Origin of the sequence: Caballeronia insecticola (assembly GCF_000402035.1) — a bacterium.
Lineage (GTDB): Bacteria > Pseudomonadota > Gammaproteobacteria > Burkholderiales > Burkholderiaceae > Caballeronia > Caballeronia insecticola.
In genome coordinates this window covers 1030939-1043697 of sequence record NC_021289.1, presented here as the reverse complement: position 1 = coordinate 1043697, position 12759 = coordinate 1030939, and the positions used below count along the sequence as shown (strand labels likewise).

General features: G+C 65.1%; 13 protein-coding genes. 11 read left to right on the top strand and 2 right to left on the bottom strand.

Features of this window, described 5'->3' with window-relative positions; genetic code table 11:
- Positions 1-4 precede the first annotated feature (4 nt).
- Positions 5-877, bottom strand: a complete 873-nt coding sequence (locus tag BRPE64_RS29400) for a LysR family transcriptional regulator (RefSeq protein ID WP_016348645.1) — start codon at positions 875-877, stop codon at positions 5-7.
- Between the two features lie 96 nt (positions 878-973).
- On the opposite strand from BRPE64_RS29400, the gene BRPE64_RS29395 reads away from it, so the two are divergent.
- Positions 974-2170, top strand: coding sequence for a YbfB/YjiJ family MFS transporter (locus tag BRPE64_RS29395; protein ID WP_016348644.1), 1197 nt, complete (start codon positions 974-976; stop codon positions 2168-2170).
- Here BRPE64_RS29395 and BRPE64_RS29390 read toward each other — a convergent pair.
- Positions 2167-2970 carry an SDR family NAD(P)-dependent oxidoreductase gene (locus tag BRPE64_RS29390; protein ID WP_016348643.1) on the bottom strand — a complete coding sequence of 268 codons (804 nt, stop codon included), beginning with the start codon at positions 2968-2970 and terminating at the stop codon, positions 2167-2169. The two genes, BRPE64_RS29395 and BRPE64_RS29390, sit on opposite strands and share 4 nt — an antisense overlap.
- Positions 2971-3089: 119 nt before the next feature.
- Here BRPE64_RS29390 and BRPE64_RS29385 point away from each other — a divergent pair, with 119 nt between their 5' ends.
- The 10 genes from BRPE64_RS29385 to BRPE64_RS29340 all read left to right on the top strand — a co-directional run bounded on the left by BRPE64_RS29385 (position 3090) and on the right by BRPE64_RS29340 (position 12746).
- Complete coding sequence (locus tag BRPE64_RS29385) at positions 3090-4037, top strand: GlxA family transcriptional regulator (RefSeq protein ID WP_016348642.1); 948 nt, start codon at positions 3090-3092, stop codon at positions 4035-4037.
- A gap of 72 nt (positions 4038-4109) precedes the next feature.
- Positions 4110-5342 (top strand): Zn-dependent hydrolase, encoded by a 1233-nt coding sequence (locus BRPE64_RS29380; RefSeq protein ID WP_016348641.1) that lies wholly within the window; start codon positions 4110-4112, stop codon positions 5340-5342.
- 46 nt (positions 5343-5388) lie between these two features.
- Entirely contained in the window at positions 5389-6300 is a 912-nt protein-coding gene (locus BRPE64_RS29375) for an amidohydrolase family protein (RefSeq protein ID WP_016348640.1), read from the top strand.
- Between the two features lie 172 nt (positions 6301-6472).
- Positions 6473-8062, top strand: coding sequence for an aspartate:alanine exchanger family transporter (locus BRPE64_RS29370; protein ID WP_016348639.1), 1590 nt, complete (start codon positions 6473-6475; stop codon positions 8060-8062).
- A gap of 15 nt (positions 8063-8077) precedes the next feature.
- On the top strand, positions 8078-9073 hold the full coding sequence (locus BRPE64_RS29365) for a 2-hydroxyacid dehydrogenase (RefSeq protein WP_016348638.1): 996 nt from the start codon (positions 8078-8080) through the stop codon (positions 9071-9073).
- Positions 9074-9102: 29 nt separating this feature from the next.
- On the top strand, positions 9103-9576 hold the full coding sequence (locus tag BRPE64_RS29360; protein WP_044043558.1) for a glycine zipper domain-containing protein: 474 nt from the start codon (positions 9103-9105) through the stop codon (positions 9574-9576).
- 119 nt (positions 9577-9695) lie between these two features.
- Positions 9696-9887, top strand: a complete 192-nt coding sequence (locus BRPE64_RS29355) for a DUF2964 family protein (RefSeq protein ID WP_016348636.1) — start codon at positions 9696-9698, stop codon at positions 9885-9887.
- A 46-nt stretch (positions 9888-9933) separates the two neighbouring features.
- Positions 9934-10191, top strand: a complete 258-nt coding sequence (locus BRPE64_RS29350; RefSeq protein ID WP_016348635.1) for an RNA recognition motif domain-containing protein — start codon at positions 9934-9936, stop codon at positions 10189-10191.
- Positions 10192-10212: 21 nt separating this feature from the next.
- Positions 10213-11046 (top strand): polyphosphate kinase 2, encoded by an 834-nt coding sequence (ppk2, locus tag BRPE64_RS29345; protein ID WP_016348634.1) that lies wholly within the window; start codon positions 10213-10215, stop codon positions 11044-11046.
- 26 nt (positions 11047-11072) lie between these two features.
- A complete protein-coding gene (locus BRPE64_RS29340; RefSeq protein ID WP_016348633.1) occupies positions 11073-12746 on the top strand; it encodes a SulP family inorganic anion transporter in 1674 nt (557 codons plus the stop codon).
- The last annotated feature ends 13 nt before the right edge of the window (positions 12747-12759 follow it).

Genomic DNA, 12759 nt, shown 5'->3' with positions numbered 1-12759 from the left:
CCGCTTACACGCGCTCGCCGAGCAACTCCCGCAGCACGTTCAGCGCCGCCGAGAAATGCCCTTTGCGCCATACGAGCAGCGTGTCGACGCGGCCCAGATCGCCGATCGAATGCAGATCGACTTCGCCGTCCAGCCGCGCCAGTTCCAGCACCGAGCGCGGCGCCACCGCGACGCCCGCACCCGCCGCCACGCACGCGACAATCGCGTGATACGAACCAAGCTCCAGCACCCGCGCCGGACGGATTCCCTGCAATTCGTACCAGCGCATCGCATACGAGCGGTACGCGCAGCCGCGCTCGAACGCCACCAGCGTGAGTCCGGCGGCATCGTGCGCCGTTGCCGCCGGATGCTGGCCGCGCGGCGTGAGCAGCACGAGTTCTTCGTGGAAAACCGGCACGGATTCGAACTGTTCGACGGGCAGCGCATCGGGTTCGATCGGACGCGCCATCAGCGCCGCGTCCAGATCGAACGCGCGCACGCCGTCGATGAGCGCGCGCGTCACGCCCGTCACCAGTTCCAGCGTCACCTGCGGCCAGCGTTGATGGTAGGTCGCCAGCACGCGCGGCAGTCGGCTCGCGGCGGTGCTTTCCATCGTGCCGAGCCGCAGGCGGCCTTGCGGGCGATTTTCGCTGACGGCGTGGCGCGCTTCGTCGGCAAGCGCCAGCAGACGCTCCGCATACGGCAGCAGCGTTTCGCCGGCGGGCGTCAGCACGAGACGCCGACCGTCGCGGATAAACAGATCGACGCCGAGCGTCTCCTCCAGCTGGCGGATGCGCGTCGTCACGTTGGACTGCACGCGGTTGAGCTTCGCCGCTGCCCGCGTCACGCCGTTCTCCCGGACGACCGCCCGGAAGATGGTCAGTGCCGACAGATCCATGATCTCTCAAAAAGATTGATGACATCTTCATTATTCATTTTTCAAGATGCATCGGTCAAGCTAGGATCGTCGCATCGGTGCTTCTGACTATCGCTCATGGCTACGCCTGCACACGCTTCATCGACGTCCATTCATCCCGCGCGACATGCGGCGTTCGCGTGCGCCGTCGCGCTGGCGGTGGCGCTGGGCGTCGGGCGCTTTGCGTTCACGCCGTTGTTGCCGCTGATGCTCAATAGCGGCGCGCTCGATATCCGTCACGGCGGCTGGCTCGCGTCGGCCAATTACGCGGGCTATCTGATCGGCGCGCTGTCGTGCGCGGCGATCCGCGTCGATCACGCGCGCATGGTGCGGCTCGCGCTGGCATCGACGATCGTGCTCACGCTCGCGATGGGCGTCGTCCACGTGTTCTGGCTGTGGGCCGCGATCCGTTTCGTGGCGGGCGTCGTCAGCGCGTGGGCGTTCGTGTTCGCGTCGCAATGGGGTTTGCGGCGGCTCGCCGAACTCGACGCGCACGGCTTGGGCGGCGTGATCTACGCGGGGCCGGGCGTCGGCATTATCGCGACGGGATTGCTGGGCGCCGCCGCGGCCGCCGCAGCCGTGCCGCCGCCGTGGGTGTGGATCGGCTTCGCGGCGTGCTCGTGCCTGGCGGTGGCGGTCGTCTGGAAAACTTTCGCGAGCGCAACGTCGGCGGCGCGCGGCGGCAGCCGTATATCCGGGCATGCGCTGCCCGCGTCCGCTCGCGCCGATTCGGCGTGGCTCATCGGCCTCTACGGGCTGGCGGGATTTGGCTACATCATCACGGCCACGTTCCTGCCGGTGATCGCGCGTCAGGCGTTGCCGGGGTCGTCGTGGCCGGACCTGTTCTGGCCGGCGTTCGGGCTCGCGCTGATGGCGGGCGCGCTGGGCGCGGCGCGGTTGCCGCTGCACTGGGACAACCGGCTGCTGCTGGCCGCGTGCTATGTGATTCAGGCGCTGGGCATCTGGCTGGGCATCGAGTTTCCGACCGCGCTCGGCTTCGGGCTCGGCAGCCTGCTGCTCGGGCTGCCGTTCACGGCCATCACCTTGTTCGCGATGCGCGAGGCCCGCCGGTTGCGCGGCGACGCCGCCGCAGGTTTGATGGGCTACGCCACCGGCGCTTACGGCCTGGGGCAGATCATCGGGCCGCTGGTCGCCGCGCCGATCGCCGCGCATACCGGGTCGTTTTCCATCGCGTTATGGATCGCGGTGGCGGCGCTGGGGCTGGGTGCGGCGGGACTCGCGTTTCTCGGCGCGCGCCGCACGGCGGCGTCCTAGCGTTCCCGACGCGTATATCGCTCAGCCGGCGTGTTGGTCGACAACACCGGCGCCATCGCCTGACGCGCCGCTTCATACGCGTCCCACTTCGCGCCGTCGTGCAGCGACGGAATCGTCACGAGTTCGTCGCGATCGAAGCCGACGAGCGCCGCATCGACCATATCGCCGGCCGACATCACGATCGACTTGTCGAGATTGTCGAGCGGCAGGCCGCCGGTTTCCCAGAAGTCCGTCGCGGTCGCGCCCGGCAACACGGCCTGAATGCGCACGCCCTTGCCCGATAGTTCGCGATGCAACGACTGGCTGAACGCCAGCACGAACGCCTTGGTGCCGCCGTACACGCCGTTGAGAATCTCCGGCGCGATACTCACGATCGACGCGATATTGATCACCGCGCCCTTGCCGCGCGCGACGAAACCGGGCACCGCCGCGTAGGTGAGACGCGTGAGCGCGGTGACGTTGAGATCGATCATGCGCGTCATCGTGTCGACGTTGCTGTCGAGCAGCGGCGTATGCGTACCGATGCCCGCGTTATTCACCAGCAGCGTGATGCTCGCGTCGTCCTTCAGTTTCGCTTCGACGGCGGCGAGCGCGGCGCGGTCGTTCAGATCGGCATCGATGATTTCGACGCTGCGATGCGTCTCGTTGGTGAGGTGCTCGGCGAGCGCCGCCAGCCGGTCGCGATTGCGCGCGACGAGAATCAAGTCGTAGCCGCGCCGCGCCAGGCGCTCCGCATAGACCGCGCCGATGCCGGACGATGCGCCCGTGACGAGCGCCGTGCCAAGGTGTTCCTGCGTCATGATTTCACTCCGTTCGGATACAAGTGGTTGGATTGCATGAGTGAATTGTGGTCCCGTTTGACCGTGGCGCAAATGACGTATATGGTCACGTTTCAGGACATCGGGCGGAGAGAACGGACATGCATCGCATCGGCTATTTGTTGAGTGACGGTTTTCAGGTCATGGCGCTCGCGTCGCAATCGGTGTTCGAATATGCGAACGAGACGGCGGGCATCACGTTCTATCGCATCGAAAATTATTCGATGACGGGCGGCGAAGTGCGTTCGTCGCTCGGCATGAAGGTCGAGACGCGCGCGGTTACGTCGCGCACCGCGATGGACACGTGGATCGCGGCGGGCGTCAACGCACCGCTGGACACGCCGCCATCCGCCGCATTGCTCGCGTTTCTGCGCCGCGCGAGCACGCGTTCGCGGCGCATCGCGGGCATCTGCACGGGCGGCTTCGTGCTGGCCGAGGCGGGGCTGCTCGCGAACCGGCGCGCGACCATGCACTGGGCGTTCGCGCGCGACTTGCAGCGGCTCTTTCCGGACGTGCGCGTCGAGGAAGACCGCATCTATATCGTCGATGGTCCGGTGTGGACGTCGGCGGGCATGACGGCCGGACTCGATCTCGCGCTCGCGATGGTCGAAAAGGATCTCGGCGCGGACGTGGCGCGCTCGGTCGCGCACAAGCTCGTGATGCATCAGCGGCGCGCGGGCGGACAGTCGCAGCATTCGGAAATGCTGGATCTCGCGCCGAAGTCGGATCGCATCCAGAATGCGCTGAATTACGCGCGCAAGAATCTGAACCGGCCGCTGACGGTCGAGGAACTCGCGGGCGAGGCGCATCTGAGTCCGCGTCAGTTCAGCCGCGTGTTCGCGCAGGAGACGGGACAGTCGCCTGCGAAAGCCATCGAAGGATTGCGGCTGGAGGCGGCGCGGCTGATGATCGAAAAGAGCCGCCATTCGCTGGAGACGATCGCGCAGGAGACCGGTTTCCGAGACCGGCGTCATATGCGCGAAGCGTTCATGCGCGGCTTCGGCCTGCCGCCGCAGGAAGTGCGCCGCGAGGCGCGGGCGCACGCGTGAGGGCTGATAGGCTACACGTTTTCTCTCGCACTTTTTTCTCGCACCTTTCTCTCTCACCATAAGGACACGCTCGTGCTGAAGATCGATCCGGACCGCTTGCTCGACGACCTCAAACGACTGCGCAGCTTCGGCGCGACCGGTCCCGGCGTCGTGCGTCTGTCGCTGTCGCCGGTGGACATGGAAGCGCGCCGCTGGCTCGCGGGGCGCATGAACGACGCGGGTCTGTCGGCATCGATCGACGGCGTTGGCAGCGTGTTCGGCCGCTCGCGCAACGACGGCCCCGCGCTCCTGATCGGCTCGCACACGGACACGCAGCCCACCGGCGGCTGGCTCGACGGCGCGCTGGGCGTCATCTACGGTCTGGAGATTGCCCGCGCGCTGGCCGCGTGCGACGAGACGCGTCATTTCGCGGTGGACGTCGCCTCGTGGATCGACGAAGAAGGCACGTTTTCGGGCTTTCTCGGCAGCCGCAGCTTCGTCGGCGAAGGCATCGACGAGTCGATCATGAGCGCGCGCAATCGCGAAGGCGTCCTGCTCGGCGACGCGCTCGCGCAAGCCGGGCTTGCAAACACGCCGCGCGTGCGCCTCGACAAGACGCGCCACAAGGCGTACATGGAGCCGCACATCGAGCAGGGCGGACGGCTGGAGGCGCGCGGCAAGTCGATCGGCGTGGTGACGACGATCGTCGGCATTCGCGAGCTCACGCTTCGCTTCACGGGGCAGCGCAATCACGCGGGCACCACGCCGATGTCGATTCGCCGCGATGCGGGCGCCGCGCTCGTCGCGTTCATCGCGCGCATGAATGAAGCGTTCAAACCACTCGCGGATGCCGATACCGTGTGGACAGTCGGCCGTATCGAACTCGATCCGGGCTCGTTCAGCGTGGTGCCGGGCGCGGCCGAGATGGCCCTGCAATTCCGCGACGCCAGCGCCGAACGTCTGCGGGCGATGGAAGCCGCGCTCGCCGCGCTGATCCGCGATTTCAACGCGCACGAAAACACGACGGTCGCGATTCGCGCATCCGAGCCGCCCGAAGAACCGGTGACGATGGACGCGGCGCTCCAGGCGCATCTCGCGGATGCCGCCGAGGCGTGCGCGCCGGGACAATGGGAGCGCATGCCGAGCGGCGCGTCGCACGATGCGCAGGTGATCGCGCCACATGTGCCGGCGTGCATGCTGTTCGTGCCGAGCATCGGCGGCGTGAGCCACGACTTCATCGAAGACACGGCCGACGCGCATATCGTGCTGGGCTGCGAAGTGGCGGCGCATGCGGCGGCGCGGATTCTGCGAAGCATGCGGCGCTGAACTCAACGATCTGTGCTGGGCAATCTGACCAACGGGCGATGCGATCATGAACGACGAAACGCTTGCGATTCTCGATTGCCATCAGCATTTCTACGATGCCGCGCGTCTGCGCTATCCCGTCTTCGAGCAGCGCAGCGCGGGTTTCGAAGCGCTCGTCGGCGATTACGCCGCCATGCCGCGCGTCTATCTTCCCGATGACTACGCGCGCGATACGCAAGGCTTCGATATCGCCGCAACGATGTGGGCCGAGTTCATCTCCACCGACGCCGCCGGTGAAGTGCAATGGGCAAACGAGATGCTCGATGGCGCCGCGCACGCCGCAGGCATGATCGCGATGATCGATTTCGCAGCGCACGATGTCGCGCGCACGCTCGATCAATACGCGTCGATCGAACGCATACGTTGCGTGCGTCAGCACATTGCGTGGCATCCGTCGAACGCTGCGTTGCGCTTTGCATCGCGGCCCGATCTCATGAGCGATGCGCAATGGCTACGCGGCATCGATGTGCTGAACGGCCGCGCGTTCGTGTGCGAACTCGAAGTCTTCGCGCCTCAGTTGCGCGACCTCACGACGCTCGTACGGGCGCATCCGTCGATCCAGTTCGTATTGCCCGTGATGGGCTGGCCGCTCGATTTGTCACGCGAAGGCCGGGCCGTCTGGAAACGCGATCTCGCCGCGCTGGCCGCGAGCCCGAACGTCGCGCTCAAGATATTCGGGCTGGAGTGCATCTTCGGCATTCACTGGACGCTCGACGTCACGCGTTCATGGATGCTCGATGCAATCGAATGTTTCGGGCCGGCGCGCAGCATGTTCGCGAGCCACATGCCGATTGCCAAGCTCGCGTGCAGTTTTGAGCAACTCTACGATGCGTATTTGAAAACCATCGCCGGCTTCACGCTCGCCGAAAAGCGCACGATGCTGCATGACACGGCCGCGCGCATCTATCGCATCGCGTAAAGGCGATCACGCCGATTCGCCGCTGCATCAATCGATTCGTTGCCCGATATTGTCTCGTCTGGCGAAACGGCCATCCGGCATGGCGATTACAACACCCCTGGACTGCAAGCCCTAAAGCGCCTTTAATGTCCCATGTACTGCTGCGTGACTTCGTCCAATCACCGGAGGCGGCATGGTTGCAGTCAGAACGTTTCTTGAACATCAGTCGCTGTTCGCGCTGTTTCTGACCATCGCGCTGGGTTATCTGATCGGGGAGATCAACATCAAGGGCGTGGCGCTGGGTTCCGGCGCCGTGCTGTTCGTCGGACTCGCGCTCGGCGCGTTTGCGCCGAAGTCCGCGCCGCCCGCGCTGCTGGGCACGCTCGGGCTGCTGCTGTTTCTGTACGGCATCGGCATTCAATACGGCGGGCAGTTTTTCCGCGGCCTCACGAGCCGCGACGGCATGAAAGCCAACGCGGCCGCGTGTCTCGGCGTGATCATCGCGGGCTTCGTGTCGTGCGGCTTCATCTCCTTCGGCGCCACACTCGCCGATGCGCTCGGCATGTTCGCGGGCAGCGGCACCAGCACGGCGAGTCTGCAAGTCGCGATTGCGTCGATGAACAACAACGACGCGGCCGTCGCCTATAGCGTCGCGTATCCGTTCGGTGTCGCGGGACCGATATTGTTTCTGTACGTGCTGAACATCGCGCTCAAGATGAAGATTCAGAAGCCGCCTTCGAAAGTGCTCGAAACGGCGGAAATCGCGTTGAGAAACCAGAGTCTCTACGGTCTCAGACTGTCGGAGCTGGCGGGCCGCTTGCCCGACGGCGTGGCGATCGCGGCGGTGCGGCGCGCGCATCACAATCAGTTACCCACCGACGACTTCACGCTGCAATCCGACGACGTGCTGCTCGCCACGGCCACCGAACGCCGTCTGCTCGACGAGGCCACCGCGCTATGCGGCGAATTGCAGCCGGGCAGAATGGCGAGCCATCGAGAAGACCTCGACTATATGCGCGTGTTCGCGTCGAATGCGTCGGTCGTCGGCATGGCGATCGGCGACATCCGCTTTCCGGCAGGCGTGAGTTGCGCGATCGCGCACGTGCGCCGCGGCGACGCCGATCTCCTCTCTAAGCCCGATCTCATTATCGAAGCGGGCGATCGCGTTGGCCTGCTCGTGAACCGTGCGCATCACGCGACAATCCGCGCGTTCTTCGGCGATTCGATCAAGACCACAGCCGATCTCAGTTTCATCTGCTTGGGCATCGGCGCGGCGGTGGGGCTGCTGGCGGGCGCGCTGCCGCTGCCCGTGCCCGGTCTCGGTGCATTCAGTCTGGGTCTGGCGGCGCTGCTGCTGGTGGCGCTCTGTCTCGGCAAGCTGCGCCGCAGCGGGCCGTTCGTCTGGGTGATGCCGCTGTCGGCGAATCTCGTGCTGCGCAATCTCGGCCTCACGATCTTTCTGGCGCAAGTCGGTATTTCATGCGGGCCGAAGTTCGTCGCGACCGTGGGCACGGCCGGGCCGCTGCTGCTGCTGTACGGCGCGATCACGCTGCTCGTGCTGGTGGGCGTCACGGCGGTGTGCTGCCTGTGGATTTTCAGGCTGCCGTTCGATACGTCGGTCGGCGTGATCTGCGGTGCAACCGGCAATCCGGCGATTCTCGCGTTTGCGAACCGCATTGCGCCGACGGATCAGCCCGACATTATGTACGCGATGATCTTTCCGTCTATGACCATCGTCAAGGTGCTGTTCGTGCAGATCGCGATATCGTGGGCTGGCAGTTGACCCAAGGGGAACGACATGGAAGTAGCGATTTTCAGTTCGACGCCTTACGAACGCCAGTATCTCGACGAGGCGAACAAGGCAACCAATCATAAGCTGCGGTATTTCGACGAATCACTCGACATGGATAACGTCGATCTCGCCGCGGGCTTCGGCGCGGTCTGCGTCTTTGTCAATGACAAAGCGAACGCCGACGTGCTCGAGGCGCTGCACAAGGGCGGCACGCGCCTGATCGCGCTGCGCTGCACGGGCTTCAACAATGTCGATCTGAAAGCGGCGGCTCAGCTCGGCCTGAAAGTGGTGCGCGTGGTCGACTATTCGCCCAATTCGGTTGCGGAACACGCGGTGGCGCTGTTGCTCGCGATCAACCGCAAGGTGCATCGCGCCTATAACCGCACGCGCGATTCGAATTTTTCGCTCGACGGCCTGATCGGTTTCGATCTGTACGGCAAGACCGTGGCCGTGGTCGGCACGGGCAAGATCGGCTGCGTGTTCGCGCAGATCATGATCGGCTTCGGCTGCGACGTGATCGGCTTCGATCCTTATCCGTCGCCGCAGTTTGAAGCGCTTGGCGGGCGTTATGCAACGCCTGGCGAAATCGGCGGGCGGGCGGACATCATCGCGCTGTTTTGCCCGCTGACGCCCGCGACGCATCACATCATCAATTCGGAAACGCTCAGACGCGCGAAGCCGGGCGCGTTGCTCATCAACACGAGCCGCGGCGCGCTGATCGATACCGAGGCCGCCATCGAGGCGCTGAAGAGCGGTCAACTGGGCGGACTCGGAATCGACGTCTATGAACAGGAAGCCGATCTGTTCTTTCGCGACCTGTCCAGCGAAATCATCACCGACGATATCTTCCAGCGTCTCGTGTCGTTTCCCAATGTGATCGTAACGGGGCATCAGGCGTATCTGACGCGCGAAGCATTGACGACCATCTGCGAAACGACGATGCAGAGCATCATGGCATTCGAGAAGAACGAAAAGCTGGAGAACGAGGTGAAAGCCGCCTAGCGAACCATCGGGTTCAACAAGGAGTCGTCATGAAAGCAAGGAGTGTACGGGCGGGCTGCGCCATCGTGCTGGCTGCGATCGCGCTGGATGTTGTCGCGCAGAGCAAGCCGATCGCGTATCCGGCCAAAGGGCAAAGCGCACAGCAACAGCAAAACGACGATGGCGCGTGCTATAGCTGGGCCAAGAGCAACACGGGCATCGATCCGGCGATGGCGTCGACGGCGCCGCCTCCGCAAGGCGGTGCGGCCGTGGGCGGCGGACAGCGCGTAGGCGGGGCGGCGCGCGGCGCGGCGGGCGGCGCTGCCATCGGCGCGATCGCGGGCGATGCCGGCAAGGGCGCGGCGGTCGGCGCGGTCGCCGGCACGATGGCGGGCGGCGCGCGGGCGCGGCAGGAAAAGCGCGCGCAACAGGCGAACGCGCAGGCGCAGAGTCAGGGCGCGATGACCACGTACTATCGCGCGTGGGGCGCCTGCATGCAGGGACGCGGCTACTCGATTCAATAACGCATGCACCATGCATCGGGAACGTCACATAGCGTGACGAAGAGGCGCGGAGTTTCCTAAACTGAAGTTATCGCGCGCACGGTATCGGGGAGACCTCGATGAGACTGAACGAGCCTCGCATGGTGATTGCCTCGACCGGCGTGTTCATCTGGCTCGGCGGGCTGTATTTCACGATCCACGGTGTCCTGTATGACGTGAAGCCGGAATTCCGCTACGGAATGCTGGCGCTTGCCCTCGGCATTCTGATATTCGTCGTCGCGCTGAATCCGCTGGCGCAGCGCAGATCCGGGAAGCGCGACGGACCGACCTGAGGTCCGCGCTCCGAAACTACCGCACGACCCTTTGGAGGAATGCTCGATGGCCGATCTCTGGGTAGGCAATGTCGACGAGTCCACGACCGACGACGAAATCCGTCAGTTTCTCTGCCATTACGGCTTTCCATCTTTCGATTCGATCCGGCGCGTGCACGGCACCGGCGAACGTCCGGCCGCGGTCGTCAGTTTCGATTCGATCGAAGCGCACGTGCTGCGCACGTTTCAGCCGCGCATCCACAACATGTTCTGGAAGGAACGCACGCTCATGGTGCAGGTCATGCCCGGGCGCAATGAAACCTGACGGTGTCGCGAGGACACGGCGATGAAAGACGACAAGGCTGTCAGGGACGCGCGCAGCGCGCGCGAAGGCGCCGGCGTGCGTGAGCGCCTGAGCAGAAAACAGTATGAGAAGGAACTTGCACGCCTGCATGTCGAACTCGTGAAGCTGCAGGAATGGGCGGTGCATACCGGCGCGAAGATCTGCATCGTCTTCGAGGGACGCGACGGCGCGGGCAAGGGCGGCGCGATCAAGGCGATCACCGAGCGCGTGAGTCCGCGCATCTTCCGCGTGGTCGCGCTGCCGGCGCCGACCGAGCGCGAGAAGACCCAGATGTACGTGCAGCGTTACTTGCCGCATCTTCCCGCGGCGGGCGAAATCACCTTGTTCGACCGAAGCTGGTACAACCGCGCGGGCGTCGAGCGAGTGATGGGATTCTGCACCGGCGAACAGGTGACGACGTTCCTGAGAGGCTTGCCGCTCGTCGAGCGCGCGATCATCGATTCGGGCATCGTGCTGCTCAAGTACTGGCTCGAAGTCGGTCAGGAAGAACAGACGCGGCGTCTGGAAGAGCGCATACAGGACGAGCGCAAGATCTGGAAACTCTCGCCGATGGACCTGCGCTCGTACAGCCGCTGGTACGACTATTCGCGCGCCCGCGACGACATGTTCGATGCGACCGACACCGACCACGCGCCGTGGTACGTCGTGCGTTCCGACGACAAGCGCCGCGCGCGCCTGAATCTGATCAGCCATTTGCTGGCGAGCATTCCCTACGAGCCCGTGCCGCGCGAAAAAGTGAAGCTGCCGAAGCGGCAGAAGCCGGAGGGCTATCGCGAAAGCGAGCGGCCGCTCAGATACGTGCCCGAGCGCTTCTAGGCGATGCGCCGGGACACGGCATAGCCATGCGGCGGCGCATGTCCCTGGCGCCCGGATGGCTTCACGGCTACGAGAAGCAGTGGGCGCGCGCCGACATCCTCGCCGGGCTGGCGGCGGCGGCGGTCGTCGTGCCGAAGGCGCTCGCCTATGCGACCATCGCCGGGTTGCCCGTTCAGGTCGGCCTCTACACGGCATGCGTGCCGATGTTCATCTACGCGTGGTTCGGAACGTCGCGCGCCTTGAGCGTGAGCACGACGACCACGCTCGCGATTCTCTCGGCCAACGCGTTCGGCGTCGTCCTCGTCGATGACGATCCGGGCATGCTGGCCGTGGCGAACGCCACATTGACGCTGCTCGTCGGCATGATGCTCGTCGCGGCCGCGATTCTGCGGCTCGGCTTCGTCGCCAACTTCATCTCCGAACCGGTACTGGTCGGCTTCAAGGCGGGCGTGGCCGTCGTCATTGTCATGGACCAGCTGCCGAAGCTCTTCGGCCTTCATTATCCGAAGGGATCGTTCTTTCATAATGTCGGCGCTTTTCTCGCGGGGCTGCCGCATACGTCCGTCGGCACGCTGGCGCTCGCATTGCTGACGCTTGCCGCGCTGCTTCTGCTCGGACGCTTCGCGCCGCGCGCGCCGGCGCCGTTGTTCGTCGTCGCGGCGGCGATCATCGCGGTGGCCGTGTTCGACTTGCGCAAGTTTGGCGTCGAGACGGTCGGCGCGGTGCCGGCGGGATTGCCGTCATGGACGAAGCCCGATGCGTCGCTTGCATTGCGGTTGTGGCCCGATGCACTGGGCATTGCGCTGATGAGCTTCACGGAGAGCATCGCGGCGGCTCGCGCGTTCGCGCGCAACGACGAACCCACGCCTGACGCGAACCGTGAACTGCTCGCGACCGGGCTCGCGAACGCGGGCGGCGCGTTGCTCGGCGCGATGGTGTCGGGCGGCGGAACGAGTCAGACCGCCGTGAACCGGCAGGCGGGCGCGCGTACGCAACTCGCGGGCCTTGTGACGGCGGCGCTCGCGCTCGCGGTCATCCTGATCTTCGCGCCCTTGATGTCGCCGATGCCGCACGCGACGCTCGCGGCCGTCGTCGTGTTCTATTCGGTGGGACTCTTCAGCCCCGCCGAGTTTCGCGCGATCCTGAAGATTCGCCGCACCGAGTTCGTCTGGGCGCTGTCTGCATGCGCGGGCGTCGTGTTGCTCGGGACGCTGGAGGGCATTGTCGTGGCGATCGTCGTATCGCTGTTCGCGCTTGCGCATCAGGTGTCGGATCCGCCCGTGTACGCACTTAAACGCATACCGGGCACGAACGTGTTCCGGCGCGACTCGAAGCGGCATCCCGAAGACGAAGCGTTTCCCGGCCTGCTGCTGCTGCGTCCCGAAGGACGCATCTTCTTTGCGAACGCGCAACGCGTCGCGGACAAGATGCGCCCGCTCGTGCGTGAAGCGAATGCGCGCATCGTCGTGCTCGATCTGAGCCGCGTGTTCGATGTCGAATACACGGCGCTCAAGATGATGGCCGATGCCGAGAAGCGTCTTGCGGCCAGCGGCACGACGCTCTGGGTCGCGGGGCTGAACCCCGGCGTGCTCGCGGCAATGCGGCGCTCGCCGCTGGGTGCAACGCTTGGCGAAACGCGCATGTTCTATAACCTCGAACATGTGGTGAGCAAGTATCGGGAGATCGTCGCGCGTGACTGAACCGCCGCGTTTT